This is a genomic window from Bifidobacterium sp. CP2 (genome assembly GCF_018555635.1).
Lineage (GTDB): Bacteria > Actinomycetota > Actinomycetes > Actinomycetales > Bifidobacteriaceae > Bifidobacterium > Bifidobacterium saguinibicoloris.
In genome coordinates, this window is sequence record NZ_JAFEJX010000006.1 from 116,496 (window position 1) to 140,917 (window position 24,422).

Genomic DNA, 24,422 nt, shown 5'->3' on the forward strand with positions numbered 1-24,422 from the left:
TCGTGCTGGTTGTGCTGAGGGGATCGGCACTCCGCCGAACCAATCGGCGGTCTTGATTATCGTGTCAGGATGCGGCCTTCTGAACTTCCTTACGGTAGTCGTCCAGCGTCAAACCGATTGATGCGCCTTGGATCGGGACGGATGATAGACGGCTTACGGTTCCATGGTCATCAACGGCCAGCACGCCGTCCTGTGGATTGATCGCGTCGTAGCTTTCATCGTTATAGGTATGCAGCAGCAATAGGAATTCGTTGTGGTCCGTCTCATTGAGCAGTACCGTGTGTTCCTCGCGCACTTCTTGCCCGTCGATGTGTCCGCCTACTTGTGTGATTGCGATGACCTCGTTCGGTGTGACGGCTCCTTTGAGTACCTCGAGTACCCTCACATCGGTCACGGTGACCGGTACCGCCAGAGCGCCCTTGTTGATTGCCTGGCGTACAAGGCCATATTGCGGATTCGTTGCGGCATCGCCATTGGTCGTGTCGATGTGCGGATATGACAATTCCTCCCTGGACTCAAGAACGGTTCCGACTATGATGACGTCAGCCGCCTGTACGGATTCCGACAGGGTGGCGTATTGCGGGTAATCCGCCTGTATGACGTGTGACGTGGGCTCGTGGTGCGAAGACATGAGATACCCAGTTGCGAGTAGCGCTCCACAGAGCATGATCAGTGGCACGGTGCGTAGCATCACGCGTTTTATGACATGGTTCGTGTTCATCAGTAGCAGCTTTTCACGTAGGTGACGTCATATGATGTCGGTGATCCGATGGCGCTTCTATTTCTTCCATGATTCATCAACGAACCGTTGGGGGTGGAAGAAAGCGGATTAACAACGGCTGCGCGGGTCATATGATGGCGAAAGGTGTTCATATGTCAACCTCGCTGTCGAAGACTCGGCGTCAATGCCGATTACGACTATTATGCCATGCCGAGCCCGTCGCTGTTCTTTAAAGTGTTGCAAGATGTATGCGCAATGATTCCATACAAACAAAACGACGCAAGACCCGCGCAGGGCCATTGCGTCGTTTCGGGTCTCCCCGTGGGGAGAAGTCTTCGGTTATCCCAGACCGTCCGGTCCGTCATGCGCCGCCGGGGAGCCCGGACGACGTCCGACGGTTCACTCGATGGCGCCGTCCTCGTCGCGGCTCGGCTCCTTGGACGGGTCGAAACCGGAGACGATGAACACCACGCGGCGCGCGGCGGACACGGCGTGATCGCCGAGGCGCTCGAGGAAGCGGCCCAGCAGGACCACGTCGACGATCTGCTGGCGGGTGATGTCGTTGTTCTCGTCGAGCGCCAGCTCGAAGGTCTTGTGGTGCAGGGCGTCCAGCTCGTCGTCGCCGGCGATGATGCGCTCGGCGGTCTTGGCGTCGCGGTCGGCGAGCATGCTCACCAGATCGTCGGACGTCTTGTCGAGGAAGTCCTGCATCTGCTGGAACGTCTCCTTGGCCACGTCGGGCAGCGGGGAGGCGGGGTAGGCGCGGCGGGAGGTCTCCGCCACGTGCTTGGCGAGATCGCCCATACGCTCGAACGTGGTGGCCAGACGCATCGTGGAGACGACGATGCGCAGGTCGGTGGCGACAGGGGTCTGCTTGGCGAGCAGCTTGACGCACTGGTCGATGACGCTCTCCTCGAGGGCGTCGAGTTCGATATCACCGTCGATAACGCTCTGAGCGGCTTCGACATCCTGCTTGAGCAGGGCGTCGCCCGCTCCGCGGATGGACTTGCGCACGCCCTGAACCATGCGGTCGAGGTCGTCGGCGACGGCCTTCATCTCCTCGTTAAAGATAACGCGCATTGTCATTTCAGCCTTTCATCTTCTGGTCGTGAAACTCCTACAGCAACCTGTACCAGTGTATTATTCCCGCCTCACAATTTCGACAACGTAGCGAAATCGCCATCTGAAGTTGGTCGAGCGTTCACGGAGCCGTTCACCTTCCATTCAGGTTCCCGGCATGTCGCCGTCATGTCGATGTCCGCTGTGGGAGAATGGGGCCCATGCTTGATTCCCCTATGCCGTCGTTCATCGTCTCCTCGGTGTTCGGCGTGATCGGCGTCGCCATCGTCCTCGCCGTGGCGTTGTTCCTCATCGACCACATCGAACCGGTGGTGGAGCGTCTGCTGGGAGGGGCGTCCCTCGTCGAATGGCTCGGCAACCACGTGGGCGGGATGCTGCGGCGCTGGCGCCGTTCCAAGGCGGACGACGACGTGGACGACGGCCTGGACGCGTCGGCCGAGTCGCTGCTTTCCATCCTTTCGAGCGCGTCCTTGGTGGTCGACACCGACGACGAGGTGGTGCGGGCGAACCCGCAGGCCTACCGTTTCGGCATCATGGAGGACGACCGCATCGTCGACGCGAAGGTGCTCGAGGCGGTGCACGCCGTGCGCGAGCACGGCGGCAGGCGCCGGTTCGATCTGGAGACGCAGACCCCCGAGCGGTTCGTCTCGTCCCGTGCGTCCGACGACGGCGAGGGGACGTCGGCGAAGGGCGTGAAGCGGCCGAACTGGCTGAAGGTGACGGTGGGACGCGTCAACGAGCGGTTCGTCGTGGTCCTGTTCGACGACGTGAGCGAGACCGTCCGGTTCGCGCAGATCCGAGATTCGTTCATCGTGAACGTGTCCGAGCAGCTGCTGGAGCCGACGAAGGCGTTGGGGCGGCTGGCGGACCGGCTGGAGCACGAGCGTCCGGACCCCGCGCAGGTCCGCGCCGACGCGCGCGAGGTGCGCACGGCCAGCAACCATCTCAACCATATGGTCTCCGATCTGCTGCTGCTCATCAAGGCGCAGGAGCCGATCACGCCGTCCGCCGCGAACCGTCTGAACGTGATGGAGCAGCTGCAGGCCGTGACCGCGCCGCTCATGCCCCAGGCGGAGCGGGCGGGCGTGGGATTGCGTGTCGAGGGCGACGGGAAGCTCGTCATCAACGGCGACCGGGGGCAGATCCGCACGGCCGTGACCAAGCTGGTGGAGAACGCCATCGCCTATTCGCCGTGTGGCGCGGTGGTCAGCGTGTCGTCCGGTCTGGACGAGACGGGCACGCATGCGGTGATCCGCGTCATCGACCAGGGCAAGGGCATCGCGAAATCGGAGCAGTCGCGCATCTTCGAGCGGTTCTACCGCGGTGCGGACCAGAGCGAGCGCACCGCGGACGGCGTGGGGCTCGGCCTGTCCATCGTCAAGCATGTGGCGCTGACGCACCACGGCACGGTCACGGTGTGGTCCGCTCCCGGCCAGGGCAGCACGTTCAGTCTCGTCCTGCCACTGGCCCGATAGGTGCGTTCCGGCGCGTTCCCCGTCCTGGTCCCGTTTTGATTCCGTCCTGTCCGGGCGGGCGCGGCTACTGGCCGAGCCGGCGGTAGTCCCAGCGGTCGAAATGCTCCCAGATGAGCATGAGCACGCCGATGGTCACCCCGGCGCCGCAGACGGTGATCGCCTCGCCCACCGGGAAGTCCAGCGCGTTGAGGACGAGGCAGACGATGAGGGCGAGGCTCCAGAGCGCGGTGCCGGCGAGGAACACGGTGCGCAGGTCCACGCGCACCGGTTTGGGGGCGGGACGGCGCACGGCCGGGTCGATGATCGGGGCGATCCTCAGCATCGCATCCTCCATTCGTGTAGGTTCTGTGTATGTCCGATTATGGTGCGGCATGCCGTCCGGGCGCGCCGCACCCGTCATGGCGTCCGTCTACAGATGCTCGACAACGTAGTCGATGCACTTGGTGAGCGCCACCACGTCCGAGGGCTCCACCGAGGGGAACACGCCGATGCGCAGCTGGTTGCGTCCCAGCTTGCGGTATCCGGCGGTGTCCACGATGCCGTTCTCGCGCAGTGCGGCGACGACGGCCGTGGCGCTGACCGCGTCGTCGAGGTCGATGGTGACGACGGCGCGGGACCGCGCCGCCTCGTCGGCGACGAACGGGTGCGCGTATTCCGAACGTTCCGCCCACGAGTACAGCAGGGACGCCGACTTCGCGCAGCGGGCCGTCGCCCAGTCCATGCCGCCGTTGTCGTTGAGCCAGCGGATCTGGTTCTCCATCATGATGAGCGTGGCCACGGCCGGCGTGTTCAGCGTCTGGTTCTTGCGGGAGTTGGACAGCGCCTTCGTCAGCGAGAGGAACGGCGGCACCCAGCGGCTCGCGCCCGGCAGTCCCGCGTTCGATTCGATGCGTTCGGCGCGTTCGACGGCGGCGGGGGAGAGGATGGCCACCCACAGGCCGCCGTCCGAGCCGAACGCCTTCTGCGGTGAGAAGTAATAGGCGTCGGTCCGGTTCACGTCGACGGGCAGCGCGCCGGCGGCCGACGTGCCGTCGACCAACGTGAGCGCGCCCTGCTCCACACTGCCGGGCACGCGGTCCACGGGGGCGGCCACGCCGGTGGAGGTCTCGTTGTGCGCCCAGCAGTATGCGTCGACATCTTCCGTCCACTCGGGAAGCTGGTATGTGCCCGGCTCGCCCTCGTAGACCGCGGGGTCCTCGAGGAACGGGGCGTTCGCCGCGGAGGCGGCGAACTTGGCGCTGAACGAGCCGTAGGCACCGAACGCCGCGCGGCGGGCGATCAGCGAGGCGCAGGCGATCTCCCAGAAGCAGCTGGCGCCGCCGTTGCCCAGGGCGACCTCATAGCCGTCGGGCAGCGAGAAGAAGGCGCGTAGTCCCTCGCGGATGGATCCGACGACCTGGCGGACCGGCGTCTGCCGGTGCGAGGTGCCGAGCAGCGTGCGGGCGCTGGCCTCGAGCGCGGCGACCTGCTCGGGGCGGATCTTGCTGGGGCCGGAGCCGAATCGTCCGTCCTCGGGCAGCATGTCTTGGGGGATGTTCACAGAATTGGCCATGGCCACACACCTTAGCCGCCCATGCGGATGGACGGGGTGCGCGGCCGTATGCCGAACCACGGTGCGTGGCCGTATGCCGGGCCGCACTGAGGGTCGAACCGGTTCGACACCCCTGGGTGATTTGGCCGAAGACCCTAGGGGGATGTAAGGTATCGCATTGTGAAGGCGAATGACGCCGGCTGCAGAGGCGTCGTCCCAACCCCCAAGGAGTATCGAAGTATGAGGCATGCTGCGCATAAAGCCACCAACGGCACCGTTCGCCGCAACGGATCGAACGGGGCCGGGGGGCTGTTCACGGCCGCGCGCGGCTCGCATTCCTACCGGAGCGTCCGCACCATGCAGATGGTGGAGGGCGGCGGCGCCGTGCTCGGTCTCGAGCCGGCCGTCGCACAGAAGCTCAACGAGATCGCCCCGATGACCCGCCGCTCCATCCGAGAGGCCGCCAAGGCCGCCGAACGCCGCAATTTCATCATGGGATCCGCGTCCCTCGCCGCGCTGGCCGGCACCGCCGCCACCGCCGTGGCCTTCGCCAGCCCCGACGACGTCGACATGCCGCTTGCCGACGACCCGACCACCACCACGCAGATCCAGCACGTCGCCGCCGCCTCCCGTTCCGACGCGCGCACCCCGCTCGAGGACACCACCGCCGAATCCTCCACTGCCGCGGATACGACGACGGACCGTACCGCCACGTCCGTGGACGACTCCCGGACCCAGCAGACCACGAACAACGGTTCCTGGACGCTCGGCGCCGACAGCACCGAACTCGATTCCAAGCTCATGTCCCGCTCCCTGGCGAACAACGAGAACGTCGCCAAGCTCATGGACCAGGACGCCGACCTGCTGCCCGCCGGATTCGACCCGAACCACGCCACCGGCGACGTCGGCCTCGCCTACGAGTTCTCCCAGTGCACCTGGTGGGCGTACACGCGCCGCCAGCAGCTGGGCCTGCCCGTCGGATCGCACTTCGGCAACGGCGCGCAGTGGGCCGCCAGCGCCAAGGCGCTCGGCTACTGGGTGGACAACACGCCTCGCCACGTCGGCGACATCATGGTGTTCCGCACCGGCCAGGAGGGCGCCAGCGCCGTGTACGGCCACGTGGCCATCGTGGAGAGCATCAACCCGGACGGCTCCGTCACCACCTCCGAATGCGGCTCCTCGCTGCAGGGGCGCACCGTCTCCCGCACGTTCACGAACGTCTCCGACTTCCAGTACATCCACTACTGATCCACACATTCCCGAACAATCCGTCACAACCGCACATCACGGCGTGTCGCCTGTCATTCCCCTAAGGGAGAACGTCAGGGTTTGGCGGCTGTTACCTGCGGATGGTACGGTGGTGAACCGATGAATACCTTTACGAAGACTGCATCCATGATTCTCGCCGGGGCCGCGTGCGTCGCCACCCTGGTCACCGTCGCGCCCGCGGCCACCGCCGCGGACCAGCCGAGCGTCGTTTCCTCCGAACGCTCGTTCCCGAAGACCGCCACCGCCCGCAAGGACGTGCTCAAGGAAGCCACCTCCACCGATGTGGAGCAGGATTCCAACTGGGGCGGCATCGAATCCCTCGACGTGCCGAAGACGAAGTCCCAGGCCGAGAAGGACGCCGAAGCCAAGGCCGAGCAGGAGCGTCAGGCCGCCGCGGCCGCCGCCGCGAGCCGTTCCGCCTCCCGCCAGTCCCTGTCCTCGTCCTCCTCTTCGACCTCCGCGTCCACGTCCGCCAAGGCCATCGAGGCGCCTACCAGCTCCAACGGTTCCGGCCTCGTCTCCTACGCCCTCCAGTTCCAGGGCATCCCGTACGTCTACGGCGGCACCACCACGGCCGGCTTCGACTGCTCCGGCTTCACCCAGTACGTGTTCGCCCAGTTCGGCATCAGCCTGCCGCGCACCGACGCCCAGCAGCGTGCGTGGGCGCAGGCCAACGGCACGCTCGTGAGCAACCCGCAGCCCGGCGACCTCATGTGGAAGCCCGGCCACGTCGGCATCTACGCCGGCAACGGCATGATGGTCCATGCCACCAAGCCCGGCGACACCGTGCGCTACGCCCCGGTGTACAGCAGCTCCTTCGAGTACTACCGCATCCTCAAGTAGTCCGCCGGCCGCCACGGCCGCACCGATTCCGCCAGCAGTCTTCGACGGAAGATGAAGAACGGCGCCCTCCCCGCGGGGAGGGCGCCGTTCGCGTATCCGGGCACTCCCGGAACATGCCGGTCGTGAACTTTCGTGTCGGTTAACGGACCAAACGCCCGGTGCGGGGTATCCTTGGAAGGCACAGGGGAGCGACGACGCCTACGCGCCGCCGCAGTGACTGTCAAGGAGGTCGTCATGATCAATGACAAGGCTATTCTCGTCGGAGTTGACGGGTCGAACGCCAGTTACAAGGCCGCATGGTGGGCGGCCAACTACGCCAAGCACGCGGGGCTCACGCTGCAGATCGTCTGCGCCTACTCGCTGCCCAGCTACGCCGCGGTGAGCTTCGATGCCACCTACACCGCCATGGGGGACGACAACGCGGCCCATTCCGACGCCCAGGAGATCCTCTCCAAGGCGAAGGCCATCGCGGACGAGCAGGGCGTCGAGGCGGCCACGCTCATCGTCACCGGCGATCCGGCGTCCGTCTTCGTGGAGCTGAGCCGCAACTACAACCTCATCGTCATAGGCAACCGCGGCAAGGGCGGACTGGCCGAACGCCTGCTCGGCACCACGTCCTCCTCGCTGCCCGCCTACGCGTACTGCCCGATCGTCGTCGTGCCCTACACCGACGACGACGGCAACCTCATGCACCTCAACAACACCATCACCAAGGTCGCCGTCGGCTCCGACGAATCCAAGTGGGGGCTCAAGGCCCTCGAGATCTCCGCGGACTTCGCGCACGCGTGGGGCGCCGAACTCGACGTGATCTCCGCCGCGCCGCAGGTCAAGGGCGCCGACGACGCCGTCTACGAGTCCTACATGGAGGATCTCGAGACCCGCGTCAAGCCGCTCGAGGAACAGTACCCGGACCTCGTCATCAACAAGCGCATCGTGCCCGGCTCCGCCGTGGACACGCTCACCAAGGCCAGCTACGACCATGACGTCGTCGTCGTGGGCTCCCGCGGCCGCGGCGGCTTCACCGGCCTGCTCCTCGGCTCCATCAGCCAGGGGCTGCTGCAGCATGCGGCCGGACCGGTCTATGTGGTGCCCCGCAAGTATGTCGAGGCCGCCGAATCCCGTCTCGACACCGTGCCGGGATCCCCGGCCGAGGTCAAGCCGAAGCCGCTCGACGACATCAGCGGAGTCGAGGAGGTCCCCGTGCCCACGGCCGAACCCGAGGTGGCACGGAAGATCGAGCAGACCATCGATCCCGAACACTGACGGACGTCGGAACCGGACGGCTCGGACGATCGGACGTCCGGCAGGACGACGAAGGCTCCCGTCGCATCCTCATCGGATGCGACGGGAGCCTTTCCCATGCATGGCGGCGTGCGTCCGCGCGGACGCACGCCGGCGTGACGGTCAGTGCCTGACCGTCACCTCCATGCGCACCGGGGTCTCCTGCACGTACGTGTGCTTGACGGTGCAGCCCTTGTCGATGTGACGGGTGATGCGCTCCTTGAGCTTGTCGGCGTCCTCGTCGCTCAGACCCGCCTCGGAGGCGTCGACGACGACCTGCTCGCTGAAGTTGATGTACGCGTCGTTGTCGGCGTCGTACGTGCCGTCCACGACGATCTTCGCGCCCTTGCCCTCGCCCAGCGTATGCTCGATGGCGAACTGGCTGGACAGCGCGGCGCAGCCGGCCAGCGCGATCTTCATCAGGTCGCCGGGCGTGAACTGGCCGCGGTCCTTGCCGAACTTGATGTGCGCGCCGTCGTCGCTGAACGCGTCCCAGGAACCGTCCTTGTTGCGCTCGACCCACAGTCGCTTGCCCATGCTGACTCCTTCGTGTCATCCGCGACGCGCCTGCCGCGTCGCGCTACGTCCAATCTAGCCCACGCCGCGCACGTGCGGCGGGGACATTCCGCCGACGACGGACGCGCGGCGCGTCGACGTCGTGCGCCGTGCGCGAACCGCGCCCCGGACGCCTCACGCTACACTGGGACGCATGGCTTTGACGGAAGAACAACTCGCGGCGATACGTGACCGCATCCCCGCACGACCCGACACCGACATCCCCATGCCGTACGAGGACCTCGTGCGCCGCATCCTCGAGCACGGCACCCTCAAATCGGACCGCACCGGCACCGGCACCATCTCCCTGTTCGGCCAGCAGATCCGCTTCGACCTGTCCCACGGCGAATTCCCGCTGCTCACCACCAAGACCGTGTTCTTCAAGGGACTCGCCTACGAGCTGCTCTGGTTCCTCAAAGGCTCGACCAACGTGCGCTGGCTGCAGGAGCACGGCGTGCACATCTGGGACGAATGGGCCGACGCCAACGGCGACCTCGGACCCGTCTACGGCGCCCAGTGGCGCAGCTGGCCCGCGCCCACGCCCGAGGACCCGGACCGCACCATCGACCAGATCGCCAACGTGATGGACCTCATCCGCAACCATCCCGACTCGCGCCGCATGGTCGTCTCCGCATGGAACCCCGCCGAAGTCGAGCACATGGCCCTGCCGCCCTGCCACGCGCTGTTCCAGTTCTACGTGGCCGACGGACGCCTCAGCTGCCAGCTCTACCAGCGCTCGTGCGACATGTTCCTCGGCGTGCCGTTCAACATCGCCTCCTACAGCCTGCTCACGCTGATGATGGCCCAGCAGGCCGGACTGGAACCCGGCGAATTCGTCTGGACCGGCGGCGACTGCCACGTGTACGACAACCACATCGAACAGGTGCTCGAACAGCTCTCCCGCGATCCGTACCCGTACCCGCGGATCGCCATCGACAAGGCCGACAGCCTGTTCGACTACGCGTACGAGGACTTCCACATCATCGACTACCGCCACCACCCCACCATCAAGGCGCCCGTCGCCGTATGACGGTCGCCGTGTGACACTAGACTTCCCTCTAGTCCAACTCACCCAAGGAGTGAATGAAATGGAGCACGACAGTAGCCGAAGCGGCTATCACGAACCCGAGCCCGGTGACGCCGGGCTTGACGAGGTCGAGGATTGGGGCGACGATTTCCCCAAGACATTCTCGGTGAACCTGATCTGGGCCGAAGCGCGCGACAAGGAAGGTCGTACGGGCGCCATCGGCTTCGACGGCGGCATGCCTTGGCACCTCGCCGAGGACATGAAGCATTTCAAGGAGCTCACCGTCTCCCACCCGGTGATCATGGGACGACGCACGTGGGAATCGCTCGGGCCGAAGTACCGACCGCTGCCCAACCGCGACAACATCGTCGTCTCGCATGACACCGGCTACCGCGCGCCGGGAGCCACCGTCGTCGATTCGCTCGAGGACGCGCTCGACCTGGCCCGTCAGGAGGCCATCCCGGACGACGGGCTCGACCGATCCGAGATCTGGGTCATCGGCGGCGCGCAGCTCTTCCAGGAGGTGCTGCCGCAGGCGAACAAGGTGTACGTCACCCTGCTCGACGCCCAGGTCGACGCCGACACGTACGCGCCCGACATCGCCGCGCTCGCCGAGGAAGGCCAGTGGGAGGTCATCGACCGCACGCCGTGGCTGGAGCCGAGGAAGCCGGACACCGGCATCGCCCGATACCGCTTCGTCACCTACGGCCGCGTCGACGGCGAGACTCGCTGAACCCGATACCGACCGCCAGACGACCTCACCAAGACGACCTCACAAGGAGTGAACCATGGCCGACAAGCACGGCGACACCCCGCACAAGTACACGGTGATGACCGTGTGCACCGGCAATATCTGCCGTTCGCCGATGGGCGAGATCATCCTGCGCCACTTCTTCGACGAGCGCGGCCTCGCGGACAAGGTGGACGTCGAATCCAGCGGCGTCTCCGACGAGGAGTGGAGCCATCCCATCGACCCGCGCGCCGTGCACGTGCTGCGCGAGCGCGGCTACGGCGACGAGATCCCGCGCGACCATTTCGCGCACCGGATCAGCCGCGACGAGATCGCCCGCACCGACCTGTTCCTGCCGATGACCGCCTCGCACATGCGCGCGCTGCTGCGCATGCTGCCGCCGGCGAAACGCGCCGAAGTGCACATGTACCGCAGCTTCGACCCGGACCTGCCGAAGCCGCCGGCCGGCCGCGAAAGCGAGATCGACCTGGTGGACCCGTGGTACGGCGGTCCGCACGAGTTCGAGGTCGCCATCGACCAGATCGAGCAGGTCGCCCCGTACATCGTCGACTGGGTGGCGAAGAGGTTGGAGACGGAGGGACGCTGACATCCCCGAAGACGCGTGGGGCCCGGCACTGAACAGTGCCGGGCCCCACGCGTTGAAGGAGAACGGGAGAGAAGAGAGAAAGGAAGGGAAGTGATGGAGGGTGTCCCGTCCGCGCCTTCATGGGGACGGACGGGACAGTCGGGAGATCAGCGGCTCACTTGACGGTGAAGCCCTGGTCCTTGGCGTAGTCCTTCATGGCCTTCTGCCACTTCGCGGCAGCGGACTTGATGTCGGACTTGCCGGAGAAGAAGGAGCCCATGTAGTCGTTGTAGATGGAGCGGGCGTACGGCTCGAAGGGCAGGAACTCCCACTTGCCGGTGACGTTCTCGGCCGCCTGGGAGAAGACCTCGTTGTACTTCTGGCCGCCGAAGAACTCGTTGTCGCTGCCGTCGGAGTTCTTGAGGGTGGTCTTGTCGAGGAAGTCCTTCTGGTTGAGGGTCGCGGTGGTGGCCGGGAAGCTGCCGTTGGAGACGCGGACGTCGATGCCCTCGTCGCTGGTGGTCACGTATTCGACGAATTTCTTGGCCGCGTCGAGCTTGCTGTCCGAGACCTCCTTGGTGATGGCGAGGCCGCTGCCGCCGTATTCGGCGTTAACGGTGCTGCCGTCGACGGTGGGCAGGAGGGCCACGCGGAACTTGCCGGTGGCCTGCGGCACGCCCTGCAGGAGGTTGTTGGCCATCCAGGCGCCGCTGATGAGGCTGGCGACGGAGCCGTCGCCGAGGGACTTCATCCAGTCGTCGGTCCAGGTCTTGGTGTGGACGTCGATGAGGTCCTCGTCGCGCATCTTCTGCCAGAGGTCCATGAACCGCTGGGCACCCTTGTCTCCGGTGACGTCGATGGTCAGGTTCTCGCCGTCGACCTTGTAGGCCTGGCCGCCCATGGCCCACATCATCGCGTTGAACAGGCCGGCGTCGCCGGAGTCGGAGGTGATGTAGGAGCCGGTGGCACGGACCTTCTTCGCATCCTCGTAGAACTCGTCCCAGGTGGTCGGCGGTTCGCTGATGCCGGCCTTGTCGAACACGTCCTTGTTGTAGAAGTAGGCCATGGGGCCGGAGTCGGCGGGCATGGCGTACAGGCCGCCGTTGATGTTCACGGAGTTCCAGGTGCCGGGGGTGAACGTCTTCTTGAGCTTGGCGGTGTCGTAGAGGTCGCTGAGGTCCCTGAGCGTGCCGGAGTGCACGAACTGCGGGACGGCGAGGTATTCGATGAGGGTGACGTCGGGCAGACCGCTTCCGGCCTGGGAGGCGTTGTTGAGGGCGGTGTAGGTCTCGTCGGTGCTGCCGACGTTGCTCACCTTCACCGTGATGTCCGGGTTGGCCTTCATGAAGGCCTCGGCGGCGCGATCGATGCTCGTGTCCCACGACCACACCGTCAGCTTGGTCTTGCCCGAGCTGCTGGTCGCGGTCGTGTTGCCGCAGGCGGCGAGCGGGAAGAGCATCGAGGCGATGGCGGCGGTGGCTATGGCGGTGCGCGTGGTGTTGTTCATATCGACTTCTTTCTGCGCCCGACCGTCGTTGGTCGGATGTCGCATCTATTTTGTTTGGATGTCGAACATGATTGTACGCAAGCGTGGGGAGCTTGTCAAGACGGCGCGGGTTGCATAATGTCAGACCCCTTGCGGGTGCTATCCTGAAGCCGTTCGCGGATGGCGCGGGAGGCCGTCCCGACGCAGTTCCGTCGCATGTCCCGCCATCGATTCCGCGCAAGGAGGCCGTCTGCCATGTACGTCAAGTCCAATCCCAGCGACGCGAGGGCCAACAACCGCAGGCTGCTGTTCCGGCTGCTGTTCCCCGACGGCCAGCTGTCCCGCGCCGACCTGTGCAAGAGGACCGGGCTCTCCCGGGCCACCGCCACGGATGTGACCGGCGAGATGATCGAGGACGGCCTGCTGAGGGAGCTGGGCGCGGCGCGCCGCGACGGCCGCGGCAAGCCGGGCACCCTGCTGGCCATCGACACGGACGCGCTCCGTCTGGTGTGCGTCGACCTGTCCCGCCCGTATGTGATGACCGGTGCCGTGATGGACCTGCGGGCCAGAATCGTCGAACGCCGCGAACGTGTGCTCGACGACGGCGACCGGATCGACCCCGGCGACGTGCTGTCGCTCGTCGATGAAATGGTCCGGCTCGCCGGTCCGCGTCTGGTTGGCATCGGCGTCGCCGTCCCCGGCGTGGTCTCCGGTTCGGGAAGGGTGGTCTCCAGCTCCAACCTCGGCTGGAGCGGCGTGGAGCTCCGTGACCTGCTCGAAGGCGAATTCTCGCTGCCCGTCCGCGTGGACAACGATGCGAGCGCCGCGCTGCTCGCCGACCGCTTCCTCGGACGCGGCGAGCCCAACTGCCTGCTCGTGCAGGTCACCCGAGGCATCGGCGCGTCGGTGCTGCTCAACGACGAGTTCGTGGAGGGCGACGACCATGCGGCCGGCGAGATCGGCCACGTCGTGGTCGACCCGTCCGGCCCGGCGTGCGCCTGCGGCAAGCACGGATGCCTGGAGACCTATGTCTCCGCCGTCGCGCTGCGCGAACGCATCCGCCGGGAGCCCGGGCGGCGCGCGGACATCCTGTCCGAGGCCGGGACGAGGCTCGGCGGCGCGCTGGTCATGCCCGTGAGCCTGCTGAACCTGCATGACATCGCCGTCTACGGCCCGCCCGAGCTCGTCGGGGACGCGTTCCTCGACGCCTGCGCGGAGACCATCAACTCCCTGTCCCGCAGCGATTTCCAAAGCGTGGTGAGGGTGCGCCGGTGCGAGCTCGGCGACGATGCCACCCTGCGCGGGCAGGCGGTCTGCGTGCTGCGTGCGATTGTGGGCCGCCGTGGGCCGTCCGCGCCCGCCGCGTCCTGACGTCTCGCCTCTCCGTGGCGCCGGCCCCGCGCGTCATGGTGTATCATCGCTGGAGAAGTCAATATGTAAGGATTCCAAACATAATAGGCGGCGGACAAAGCGGAGGTCCGCCTCCTGATGGGAACGGAGACCAATCATGGAAACATGCGCCAGCAATGTCGCCGGAGCGAAGGACCTGCGCGTCGGCGTCGACGTCGGAGGCACGAAGATCGAGGCGGTGCTCGTCGACGCGGACGGCGTGGTCCTCGCGTCCGCGCGTGTGCCGGCCCGGCCGGGCGGCGCGGAAGTCGTCGAGGACGTGGCCGCCCTCGTGCCGCGGGTGGCCGGCGCGCGCGCCGGCGAGGTGCGGTCGGTGGGCGTGGGCATCCCCGGCCTGGTGCACCACCGCACCGGACTGGTCGAGAACGTCGTCAATCTCGGCATCGAGAGGCTTGAACTGGGGGAGCGCGCATCCGCGGCCCTTGGCCTGCCCGTGCAGGTGGACAACGACGTGAACGTGGCGGCCCTCGGCGCCTACGGCACCCTGCCCGCGGCATCGAGGCGCGGCAGGATGGCGTTCGTCAACCTGGGCACCGGCCTGGCCGCCGGCCTCGTCCATGACGGCGTCCTCGAGCACGGCGATACCGGCGCCCTCGGGGAGATCGGCCACCTGCCGGTGGACCCCAACCGCATGCCCTGTCCGTGCGGCCAGCGCGGATGTCTGGAGACCGCCTGCTCGGGAGGAGGCATGCGCCGCATGTGGCCCGCCGCCGATCCGCCCCTGCCCGACATCCTCGCGAAGGCCGCGCGCGGCGACGCCGCGGCGACTCGGGTGCGCGGCATCGTGCTGCACGCCCTCGCCGACGTCGTGCAGATCATCGCCCAGACCGCCGACCCGTCGGTCATCGTCATCGGCGGAGGCGTCGCGCACGCCGGCACCCCGCTGCTCGACGCGCTGCGCGGCGAACTGCGGGGCAGGGAGGCCGACAGCGGCTTCATCGCAAGCCTTGGGCTGCCGGAACGGCTGCGTCTCGTCGACCCGTCCGTGCCGATCGGCGCAATCGGCGCCGCCCTCATCGCACGCTGACCCCGCTCGGCCGGCGACAGGAAAGGAGCATCATGAACGACCAGACGACCACGACGACGTGGACGATCATCCCCGAGCCCAGGACCATGCGGCTCATGGACGGCACACTGCTGTTGCCGATGCTCGGCCGGATCAACGAATCCCGCGACATCGGCGACGACCGGACCATACTCGCCGCGCAGCTCGTCGACGACATCCGCGAGACGACCGGACTGGACTGGGACGTCGCCACCGGCGACCGGTGGCCCGGCGCCATTTCGCTGACCATCGGTGGCGACGCGGCCGACGGCACGCGCCGCCCCGGCGCGTACACGCTCGACGTCACGCCGGATGGCGTGACCGTCGCGGGCGCGGACTTCGAGGGCGTGCGCAACGGTGTGCAGACCCTGCGCCAGCTCATCCGCCAATGCGGCGCCGCCTTGCCCTGCCTGCGCATCGAGGACGAGCCCGCCTTCGAAACGCGCGGCTACTACCTCGACGTGACCCGCGGACGCGTCCCCACCCTCGACTGGCTCAAGACCTGGGCCGACAAGCTCTGCCTCTACCGGTACAACCAGCTCCAGCTCTACGTCGAACACACCTTCGCGTTCGACGGGATGAGCGAGACCTGGCGCGGCAGCAGCCCGCTCACTCCGAAGGACATCCTCGAATTCGACGGGTACTGCGCCGAACGGGGCATCGAACTGGTGCCGTCGGTCTCCACGTTCGGGCACCTGTATATGGCCCTGCGCACGCAGGGTCTGCGCGACCTCGGCGAGTTCCCCGAGGACGCCGACGAGCCGTTCGGGTTCATCGACCGCATGCGCCACCACACGTTGAACATCAGCGACGACCGCGCCTTCGACCTGTCGTGCCGGCTCATCGACGACTACCTGCAGTTGTTCCGCTCGGACAAGTTCAACATCTGCGCCGACGAGACCTTCGACCTCGGCAAGGGCCGCTCCAAACCCCTCGCCGAGCGGATCGGAGTCGCCGCAATGTACGCCGACTACGTCACCCGCCTGTGCCGCCACCTCGAGACCCAAGGCAAACAGCCGATGATGTGGGGCGACATCGCCCTCGAACACCCCGAGATCCTGGAACGCCTGCCCGAAACCGTCACGCTGCTCAACTGGCAGTACGATCCGCAGGTCGACGACGGGAAGATCCGCGCCGTCGCCGAATCCGGCGCCACGCAGATCGTCTGCCCCGCTGTGTGGTGCTGGAACGCGCTCCTGCCGCGCCTCGACGACGCATGGAACAACATCGTCCGTATGGCCCGATACGGCGAGCAATACCATGCGCAAGGCATGCTCGTCACCGATTGGGGCGACTTCGGCCACGTCAACGACCCGCGCATGGCCATCCCCGGCATGATCGTCGGCGCGCAGGAGGCATGGGCTCCGGGACGCGTGGCCGACAAGGGCGAGATGCTCCGCCGCATCTCGCACGTCGAATACCACGACGCCGGCGGCGCACTGCCGGACATCCTCGACGGCGCCGGACACGCGGCCGCATTCGCATGGGGGCATCTCATCGCGTGGCTGGAACTCGACGACGGACACGGCGGCGTCGCCGCCGACGTGCTGCAGGCCATCCCGGGACTGCTGTCGCAGGACGAACGGCCTGACGTCGAGACCCTCGCCCTCCGGGACGACGGTCCGACGCCGTCGCCCGCCGCGGCCCGACGCATGCTGATGCGCTGCCTGACGCGACGTCTCGCCTCCACCGATGCCGCGGACCGTACGCTTCGCGACCTCGCCCGCCGCATCGCCGCGACCGCCGCATCCGCGGGACCGCGCCTCGCAGGCGACGCCGCGGCGTTCCGCATCGCCATCGAAGGACAACGGCTACTGAACCGGATCGGACTGCACCTCGCGGCCGAAGCCGGAACCCTCGACGGCCCATGGGCGGACGCGGCGGCGCGGCGCGACGACGCGACGCGCCTCGCCGGCGAACTGGAGGTCTGGATGGAGGCGTACGCCGCGCAATGGCGCACGGTCAGCCGCGAATCCGAACTCCGCCGGCTGCAGGACGTCGTGTATGCGATCGCCGGACACCTGCGCTCGACAGGCGGCGCGCCGGTCACGCCGCCGACGCGAGGATGATAACGGGCACCAAGAAACATCTATAGGGGGACGGTCGTGTCGCGGCCGTCCCTCCGGTATGTGTTGGTGCCATGCGCGTTGCGAACACAGACACGGAACGGCCGGCAGAGGAGGACAGATGGTCGTTCCGCGTCGGCAAACCATATGGGATCAGACAGGCCGGAAGCACGGAGGAATGGCTCGACACCGCCCGCCAGGCGGAGCGCTACATCCGCGGGTTCCAGCTCGAGGACGCCGACGGCCTCTACTGGGAGGGCGTCGGCGGCGAACGTCCGAACCCGGGATACGCCGACGGCTCCGCCGGCATCATGCACTTCTACATCCAGCTCGCCCGCGTGACCGGCGACCCCGGATACCGTGACACGGCCCGCCGCGCCGCGCAGTGGATCCGGGCCAAGGTGGACGAGGCGCCCGTCACCACGCTCGAAGGGTTCGACAGCTGCTACGGGCTCATGCTGCTGGAGGCCGCCGACGTGTTCGACGACCCCACGTACGCGCAGACCGCGCTCCGGTTCGCGGAACGGTACCTGTCCCACTCCAAGACGGGCGAACACGGTCCCTACTGGACCGGCAACACCGCATGGGTGAAGGACGGCGGCGTCATCCTGTTCCTCCTCGCGCTTGGCCGGCACCTCGACGACCCCGCGGTCCTCGACGTCGTCCGCCGCGCCGGCGAACAGTATCTCGCCGAAGGCAAGCCGGACGCCGAAGGGCATCTGGTGTTCGACGGCCATTTCGGCGGCACCGCCACCTTCGAAGGCGTCGTCTTCCACATGGACCACAACATGCCCAACTGGGAGTTCGGCGCGGCCGGCAGCGGATACATCCTGCTCAAGCTGTACGAACTCACCGGCGAACAACGCTACCTCGACGCCGCGCGCGACCAGCTGCGCTACCTGAAGTCGGTCGCCGTACCCCAAACCAAAGGCGTGCTCATCCCGCGCAGCCTCGCCCCCGAGGAACGCGACCTGTTCCCGCTCGGCCACTGCCACGGCATCGCCGGCACCGGACAGTTCCCATACCTGCTCCACCGGATCGCCGGGGACGAGGACGCGGCGGCATTCCTCCACGCGCTCGCCGACGGGTTCGAATCCCTGGGAGCCCCCGAACACCAATCCCGCGGACTGTGGAACATCGACACGCTGTGCTGCGGGCACGCCGGACTGGTCCACTACTTCGTCGGCCTGTACCTCGCCACCGGCGAACAACGCTGGCACGACCTCGCGATCCGCTGCGGAAACGTCATCCTCGGCATGAAGGAGGACCTGGGCGACGGGCGGGCCGACTGGCCCATCGCGTTCTGGCGGCAGAAGCCCGACGACATCACCCGCCCCCACAGCCTCTTCCGCGGCGCGGCCGGCATCGGACTCGCGCTGACGGAGATCTACATGATGGAGCGGGGCGATTTCACCCTCGACCGGCTGGTCGACGACCCGTTCCCCACCCGCTGGGCCGCCTGACGGCGGTCACGCCGGACGCGGGCGAATCGGACGCGGGCGAACCGAATGCACATCGAACCGAACGTGGGCGAACCAACCGTACATCGAACCAACCGTACATCGAATCGAACGCACCAAAGGAAAGAGAAGGAACAGCATATGAAACGCATCACACGCATCACACGCACCATCGTCGCGGCCATCGCCGCGGCCACGATGCTCGCCGGCTGCGGCGTCGCCTCCAACGGGGAGAACGCCGCGGACGGCAACGTCATCAGCTTCGGCATCGGCGAACCGCAGAACCCGCTCGTCCCCGGCGACACCAACGAAGGCAACGGCGCGCTCGTCCTCAACCGCGTCCTGTTCACCGGCCTGGTCGTGACCAAGGCCGACGGCAGCATCGTCAACGAGAACGCCGAGAAGATCGAGCCGAACGCCGACAACACGCAGTACACGGTCACCCTGCGCAAGGGGCTGAAGTTCTCCGACGGCACCCCGCTCACCGCCGAAAGCTACGTGAAGGCGTGGTCGTACACCGCCAACGTGAAGAACGCACAGAAGAACGCCGGATACCTCGCATACATCAAGGGCTACGACGACTTGCAGAAGGACGGGCTGAAAGGAGACGAACAGCTCTCCGGACTCTCCGTGCAGGACGACACGCACTTCACCATCACGCTCAACGCCGCCTCGGCCGTCTTCCCGACCGTCCTGACCTTCATGGCCTACGACCCGCTGCCGGAATCCTTCTACAAGGACCCGAAGGCCTTCGGCGAGAACCCGGTGGGCAACGGCCCCTACAAGTTCAAGTCCTGGAAGCACGACAGCCAGATCGAGGTCGTGCCGAACCCGAACTACACCGGCTACTACCAGCCGAAGAACGACGGCATCACCTACCGGATGTACACGGACACGAACGCGCAGTACGCCGACGTGCAGTCCGGCAACCTCGACATCACCAGCGCCATCCCGTCCAGCGCGTTGAAGAACCTCCTCAACGACAAGACCGTCAAGGCGTACAGCGAACCCGGCCCCGTGCGCGTCGCCCTCGGCATCCCCGAGGACCTCGAACACTTCTCCGGCAAGGAGGGCGTGCTGCGCCGCAAGGCCATCAGCCTCGCCATCAACCGCAAGGCCATCACCGAGAAGATCATGAACGGGCTCGCGAGCCCCGCCACCGACTTCGCCTCCCCGGTGTTCAAGCCGTACTCCGGCAGCCTCAAGGGCGCTGACGTGCTCCGCCACGACGCCGCCGAAGCCAAGAAGCTGTGGGAGCAGGCGAACGAGATCAGCCCCTGGGACGGCGACTTCACCATCACCTACAACGCCGACGGCACCTACAAGGAGACGTACGACGCCATCGTGAACCAGCTCAAGAACACGCTCGGCATCGACGCGAAGACCGATCCGATCCCCACCCAGAAGGAGTACATCACCAACGCGTACGCCGGCAAGATCACCTCCGCGTACCACGACATCTGGGGTCCCGACTACCCGTCCGTCGAGGACTACCTCACGCCCATCTACGCGAGCAGCGCGCTCGGCGGCCGCAACTACGGCAAGTACAGCAACGCCGAGTTCGACGACCTGCTCGCCAAGGCCTCGGCAGCCGCGTCCACCGACGACGCGGACAAGCTGTACGTGCAGGCCGAGGAGATCCTTCTCGAGGACCTGCCCTCCATCCCCATCTACAACACGAACGCGACCAGCGCCACCGTCAAGGGGTTGAAGGGCGTCGGGTTCAACTGGGACAGCAGTCCGACCTTCTGGGCCATCTCGAAGCGCTGACGTCTGGTTGGACGCTGGGTCCGGTTGGAGCGCTGGCGTCTGGCGAGTCCGATGATCCCACGTGTTCGATGACCCCGCGCCGGGGGAGCGATGGCTCCTCCGGCGCGGGGCCATCGTGTATCGGACGTCGGAAGGACGCCGTCCGTCGCGTGACGTGGGCGGACGTCGTGGGGAAACGAAAAAAGGACCGGCGCGAAACCGGTCCTTAAGTGGTACCCCCAGAGAGGGGGATACGGCCCAGCGTCGTACAGGTCCATCTCCACCACTCCGGGGGCAAATAAATTTACCTTCATTACTTACAAAATCAATCATAGCAACGGTTCCCGCTTTCTTCCAATAGACACGCAAGCAGTGTTGCTCCTTATCGTCATCTTCATGCGGCTGATGGTCGAAACGACCTGTGACGAGTGATCGAATCAGCCTAAACCTCAATGATTGCAAGGCCTAAGGCACTAGAGGTGCATTTTTAGGTGCAATGGCTCACTGAGAGCGTATTCGGCCACTTGGTGGCATTTTTGGTGGCATTTTTCCGAGGCCGTTATGCCATGCCATCGATCTTGGATTCAGCACAAGGAGCATCATCATGTCCGCGAGGACGAAGAAGGACAGTATGGGGCCGTCGCCGGGACGGCGGAGCAGGTTCGGCACCGTGACGCCGCGCTACGATACCGCAGGCAATCTCGTCGCCTGGCAGGTGCGGTACCCGGACCCGAAACGACCGGGCAAGAAGGTCCAGCGTCAGTTCAAGCCGGACATGGAGCACGAGGCGCACCAGTGGCTCGAAGAGGAACGGCATCTGGTGGAACTGGATCGCAAGAACATCCAGGAATGGGTCCATCCGTCAGAACGCCGCCGCAGGAAGCGCGCGAACCTGATCTCGTTCGAGGATTACGTGACCCGGTGGGCGGAAGGATACCGGCTGCCGAACGGCGAGAGGATAGCCGGCGGCACGCGCCGGAACCTGTATCTCGACATCGCGCACTTCATGCCGGGCTTCAAGGGCAAGCTCCTGACCGAGATCACGCCGAAGGACATCAAACGCTGGTACGACGCGCCGCACCCTGAGGGGCAATGGGCGTTCCGCCGCTCATGCATGCGCCTGAAGGCGGCGTTCGCCAGCGCCACGAAGATGAGTATGGACGGCTCCCCGCCGCTGATCCGCGACAACCCGTTCATCCTGCCCATACCACCCGCGCCACGATCCGCCAGGGAGGACGTTCCACCGGTCACGCCGCTGGAACTCAAGCTGATCGCGGAGAACATGCCCGACTACACGAGACTGGCGGTGATACTCGCCACGCTCGTCGGAGGCCTCCGTTGCGGCGAGCTGTGCGGCCTGCAGATCAAGGACATCGACCTGAAGGCCAAACGCCTGACCGTGCGACATTCCGTCAACAGGGGCTATGCGGATCGCGGTTCGACACGCATCGCCAGGACCAAGACCGACTCCAGCCGGCGCACCGTGCCCATCCCCGACGGACTCGTTCCCCTGATTCACGACCACCTGCTCAGGCACTGCGAATGGACGGACCCGGAAGCCATGGTCTTCCGCCCCAGACGAGCCTCGGTGATGAGCCAGACCACCCTGGAGGCCCAGTTCCGCAAAGCCAGGGAGAAAGCCGGCCGCCCCGACCTGACCTTCCAATCCCTGCGAGCGAGCCACGCGACCCTGCTCATGCTCAAGGGCGGCACTCTGCGGGAAGTCATGGACGAACTCGGCCACGTCAGCGAGAAGGTCGCCATCAAGCACTACCAGCGCATCGTCGCCCGACACCGCAACCAGATCGTCAACCAACTCGCCGAAGACTTCATCAAAGCAGCGCAATGACCACATGCAGACGAATACGGATTGAGACGCCCTGTTGCCCGGTGTATACAGAACTATTCCCAATCTGGAATAGTTCTGTATACAATAGGAATATGGCTATCAGAACGAATCGGACGCTGCTCACACGGCGGGAAGTCGCCCGTAGGCTCGGAGTGAGCGAGCGACGGGTCAGCGCGCTTCGCGCTGCTGGCCGGCTTGAATCTCTTTCCGTGGGAGGCGGCTCGCTGATTACGGAGGATTCCGTACGTCGCCAAGCACAGTGGCAGGGTGCGGATGGGCGTCCTTATTCACCAGACATGGCGTTCGGGGCGCTATACATGCTCAGCGGGCTCGACGCGCCATGGCTGGGCCGGCAGCAGCGATACCGGCTCAGGGGATACCTGAGGCAGATGGATGCGGAGAATCTGACCCGTCTCGCGCGCAGGCGTGCGACGACGGTCGAATACTGGTGCAGGGACTCCAACCTCGACAAGGTCGAAACCCTCATCCGTCCCTCCGCCGCCACCGGAGCATTGGCCGCCTCGTTCCAATTGACCGCCACAGACGTGGTGGAAGGCTACGTCACCGCCGATGCTCTGAACGACGCCATTCGGCAATGCCGGTTGAAGCAAGGCGCGACTCCGGTCCGGGTACGGCTCCATGTCACCGACGATCTTCCCGCCGGTGAGGGCCCTATGCCTCTCGGCGTACGTGCGGCCGACCTGGCCGAATCCAACGACCCGAGAGAACGCCGCGCCGGCATGGAAACCCTTCAACAGCTGATCGACGAATATCATCGCAAGGAGCATCAGGCATGATTCCGACAATCCGCATCCCCAACACGGGCCATCCGTGGAATACCGTGTACGCGGTCGCCGCGGCGAACATCCCGGAATCATGGCTGCTTACGGGCGGGCTCATGGTCCAGCTGCACGCCATCATGGGCGGATTGACAGCACGACCCACCACCGACGCCGACCTGCTCGCCGACCTCATGGCGGATCGACGCGGCATCGCCAGACTGCGCGGCATTCTCACCTCTCGCGGGTTCGAGACGCAGCCGGGCACGCTGACCGGATACACGACCCGCATGATCGCGCCGAACGGCGACGTCGTGGACCTGCTGGTCGCCGATCACCTTCCCAAGTTCCTTGGGGCTGACGCGACCATCGCCGGCACACCGGTGCTATCCATGCCGGGCGGCGCGCAGGCAGTGGAACGCAGCATGCAGGTCCAACTCATCGATGACAAGGACGGCGCCGAAGTCGTGGTTCGCATCCCGGACCTGCTCGGCGCGCTGATACTCAAGAGCGCGGCCTACAGCGCCGACCACGCCGGCTACGGTGACCGTCACCTCTATGATGCAGCCATGCTCGCATCCCTCATCCCGGATCCCGATGCGGAGCTCGCACGCTTGCACAGCGGCACCGACCGCAAACGCATCAGACTCCTGCACGACAAGCTCATCGAGGATTCCCCGTACTGGGACAACCTCGATGAATCACACCGTCAAGACGGGCTCGACACTATTGAAACGCTCGCCACATGGTAATTGTCGGCAATTCCTTTTCTTGCAGATCCAGTTGTACCTTGCGAAAACCTTCAGATGAATGCGCCGTCTCGCATGGTGAGGGTGGTGTCGCATTGGGCTGCGACTCGTGGATCGTGCGTGGCGAGGACGAGCGTGGCGCCTTGCTTGCATTGCGCGAGGAGCATGGTCATGATGGTGTCGGCGGTGTGCGTGTCGAGTGCTGCGGTGGGTTCGTCGGCGATGATGATGGCGGGGTGCATCACGGTCGCTCTGGCGATGGCGATGCGTTGCCTTTCGCCGCCGGACAGTTGCCCGGGCATGCGTTGCGCCTTGCCGGCGAGGCCGACTTGTTCCAGTGCGGCCGTGGCGCGTTGCTTGCGTTCGGCGCGTCCGACCTTGGGGTGTGCGTATTCCATGGGGATGGCGACGTTGGCCCATGCGGGCTCGTCTTCGAGGATTGCGTAGTCCTGCGGGATGAAGCCGAATATGCGGTTGCGCCATGCGGAACGGTCCTTGTCGTTTTCCGGTGCCGGGTGTCCTTGCAGGAGCAGGGAGCCGGAGGTGGGTTTCATGGACAGGCCGATCATGCGCAGCAGGGTGGATTTGCCGCATCCGGACGGTCCCATGATGGCGATCGACTCCCCGGGCATGGCCTGCAGGGATATGTCGTGTACGGCGAGGAGCTGCGCCTGCCCGTCGGCGTATCGTTTGGTCAGGTTTCGGGCGTCTATGGTCGTCTGTGGCATGGT

General features: G+C 66.0%; 22 protein-coding genes. 15 read left to right on the top strand and 7 right to left on the bottom strand.

Going from position 1 to position 24,422, the window contains the following annotated elements; genetic code table 11:
* Positions 1-64 precede the first annotated feature (64 nt).
* Both JS531_RS06300 and phoU read right to left on the bottom strand, forming a co-directional pair.
* The gene (locus JS531_RS06300) at positions 65-721 is read right to left on the bottom strand and encodes a hypothetical protein (RefSeq protein ID WP_214314193.1); all 657 of its coding nucleotides are present in this window, start codon (positions 719-721) and stop codon (positions 65-67) included.
* A gap of 399 nt (positions 722-1,120) precedes the next feature.
* The gene (gene phoU / locus JS531_RS06305; RefSeq protein WP_214314196.1) at positions 1,121-1,801 is read right to left on the bottom strand and encodes a phosphate signaling complex protein PhoU; all 681 of its coding nucleotides are present in this window, start codon (positions 1,799-1,801) and stop codon (positions 1,121-1,123) included.
* A gap of 371 nt (positions 1,802-2,172) precedes the next feature.
* Here phoU and JS531_RS06310 point away from each other — a divergent pair, with 371 nt between their 5' ends.
* Positions 2,173-3,276 (top strand): ATP-binding protein, encoded by a 1,104-nt coding sequence (locus tag JS531_RS06310; RefSeq protein WP_240542091.1) that lies wholly within the window; start codon positions 2,173-2,175, stop codon positions 3,274-3,276.
* 64 nt (positions 3,277-3,340) lie between these two features.
* On the opposite strand, the gene JS531_RS06315 is transcribed toward JS531_RS06310, so the two are convergent.
* Entirely contained in the window at positions 3,341-3,595 is a 255-nt protein-coding gene (locus JS531_RS06315) for a DUF2530 domain-containing protein (RefSeq protein WP_214314342.1), read from the bottom strand.
* Positions 3,596-3,685: 90 nt separating this feature from the next.
* Positions 3,686-4,828, bottom strand: a complete 1,143-nt coding sequence (serC, locus tag JS531_RS06320) for a phosphoserine transaminase (RefSeq protein ID WP_214314199.1) — start codon at positions 4,826-4,828, stop codon at positions 3,686-3,688.
* Between the two features lie 219 nt (positions 4,829-5,047).
* Here serC and JS531_RS06325 point away from each other — a divergent pair, with 219 nt between their 5' ends.
* From JS531_RS06325 to JS531_RS06335, 3 genes are all read left to right on the top strand, one after another.
* Complete coding sequence (locus tag JS531_RS06325) at positions 5,048-6,055, top strand: CHAP domain-containing protein (protein WP_214314200.1); 1,008 nt, start codon at positions 5,048-5,050, stop codon at positions 6,053-6,055.
* 120 nt (positions 6,056-6,175) lie between these two features.
* Positions 6,176-6,919, top strand: coding sequence for a C40 family peptidase (locus JS531_RS11260; protein ID WP_276313204.1), 744 nt, complete (start codon positions 6,176-6,178; stop codon positions 6,917-6,919).
* A 234-nt stretch (positions 6,920-7,153) separates the two neighbouring features.
* Positions 7,154-8,182, top strand: coding sequence for a universal stress protein (locus tag JS531_RS06335; RefSeq protein ID WP_214314202.1), 1,029 nt, complete (start codon positions 7,154-7,156; stop codon positions 8,180-8,182).
* A 141-nt stretch (positions 8,183-8,323) separates the two neighbouring features.
* Here JS531_RS06335 and JS531_RS06340 read toward each other — a convergent pair whose 3' ends face one another.
* Complete coding sequence (locus JS531_RS06340; RefSeq protein ID WP_214314210.1) at positions 8,324-8,737, bottom strand: OsmC family protein; 414 nt, start codon at positions 8,735-8,737, stop codon at positions 8,324-8,326.
* 172 nt (positions 8,738-8,909) lie between these two features.
* Between JS531_RS06340 and JS531_RS06345 the strand changes: the two genes are divergently transcribed.
* The 3 genes from JS531_RS06345 to JS531_RS06355 are packed head-to-tail and all read left to right on the top strand — an operon-like array spanning position 8,910 to position 11,119.
* The gene (locus JS531_RS06345; protein WP_214314212.1) at positions 8,910-9,785 is read left to right on the top strand and encodes a thymidylate synthase; all 876 of its coding nucleotides are present in this window, start codon (positions 8,910-8,912) and stop codon (positions 9,783-9,785) included.
* A 58-nt stretch (positions 9,786-9,843) separates the two neighbouring features.
* Positions 9,844-10,515, top strand: coding sequence for a dihydrofolate reductase (locus JS531_RS06350; RefSeq protein WP_214314214.1), 672 nt, complete (start codon positions 9,844-9,846; stop codon positions 10,513-10,515).
* Positions 10,516-10,570: 55 nt separating this feature from the next.
* The gene (locus JS531_RS06355) at positions 10,571-11,119 is read left to right on the top strand and encodes a low molecular weight protein-tyrosine-phosphatase (protein WP_214314216.1); all 549 of its coding nucleotides are present in this window, start codon (positions 10,571-10,573) and stop codon (positions 11,117-11,119) included.
* 154 nt (positions 11,120-11,273) lie between these two features.
* Here JS531_RS06355 and JS531_RS06360 read toward each other — a convergent pair whose 3' ends face one another.
* Positions 11,274-12,605 carry a sugar ABC transporter substrate-binding protein gene (locus JS531_RS06360; RefSeq protein WP_214314218.1) on the bottom strand — a complete coding sequence of 444 codons (1,332 nt, stop codon included), beginning with the start codon at positions 12,603-12,605 and terminating at the stop codon, positions 11,274-11,276.
* Between the two features lie 234 nt (positions 12,606-12,839).
* Between JS531_RS06360 and JS531_RS06365 the strand changes: the two genes are divergently transcribed.
* From JS531_RS06365 to JS531_RS11060, 8 genes are all read left to right on the top strand, one after another.
* On the top strand, positions 12,840-13,955 hold the full coding sequence (locus tag JS531_RS06365; RefSeq protein ID WP_214314220.1) for an ROK family protein: 1,116 nt from the start codon (positions 12,840-12,842) through the stop codon (positions 13,953-13,955).
* Between the two features lie 136 nt (positions 13,956-14,091).
* A complete protein-coding gene (locus JS531_RS06370) occupies positions 14,092-15,021 on the top strand; it encodes an ROK family protein (RefSeq protein ID WP_214314222.1) in 930 nt (309 codons plus the stop codon).
* A gap of 32 nt (positions 15,022-15,053) precedes the next feature.
* On the top strand, positions 15,054-17,108 hold the full coding sequence (locus JS531_RS06375) for a glycoside hydrolase family 20 zincin-like fold domain-containing protein (protein ID WP_214314224.1): 2,055 nt from the start codon (positions 15,054-15,056) through the stop codon (positions 17,106-17,108).
* Between the two features lie 71 nt (positions 17,109-17,179).
* Positions 17,180-18,568 carry a lanthionine synthetase LanC family protein gene (locus JS531_RS06380; protein ID WP_214314226.1) on the top strand — a complete coding sequence of 463 codons (1,389 nt, stop codon included), beginning with the start codon at positions 17,180-17,182 and terminating at the stop codon, positions 18,566-18,568.
* Between the two features lie 138 nt (positions 18,569-18,706).
* Positions 18,707-20,335 carry an ABC transporter substrate-binding protein gene (locus JS531_RS06385; RefSeq protein ID WP_214314228.1) on the top strand — a complete coding sequence of 543 codons (1,629 nt, stop codon included), beginning with the start codon at positions 18,707-18,709 and terminating at the stop codon, positions 20,333-20,335.
* 583 nt (positions 20,336-20,918) lie between these two features.
* Entirely contained in the window at positions 20,919-22,163 is a 1,245-nt protein-coding gene (locus JS531_RS06390; RefSeq protein WP_094667163.1) for a site-specific integrase, read from the top strand.
* Positions 22,164-22,255: 92 nt separating this feature from the next.
* Entirely contained in the window at positions 22,256-22,960 is a 705-nt protein-coding gene (locus tag JS531_RS11055; protein ID WP_240542077.1) for a helix-turn-helix domain-containing protein, read from the top strand.
* The gene (locus tag JS531_RS11060; RefSeq protein ID WP_240542078.1) at positions 22,957-23,694 is read left to right on the top strand and encodes a hypothetical protein; all 738 of its coding nucleotides are present in this window, start codon (positions 22,957-22,959) and stop codon (positions 23,692-23,694) included. Before JS531_RS11055 ends, JS531_RS11060 begins: the two co-directional genes overlap by 4 nt.
* 50 nt (positions 23,695-23,744) lie before the next feature.
* Here the strand turns inward: JS531_RS11060 and JS531_RS06405 are convergent, their stop codons facing one another.
* Complete coding sequence (locus JS531_RS06405) at positions 23,745-24,419, bottom strand: ABC transporter ATP-binding protein (protein ID WP_214314230.1); 675 nt, start codon at positions 24,417-24,419, stop codon at positions 23,745-23,747.
* Between the last annotated feature and the right edge of the window lie 3 nt (positions 24,420-24,422).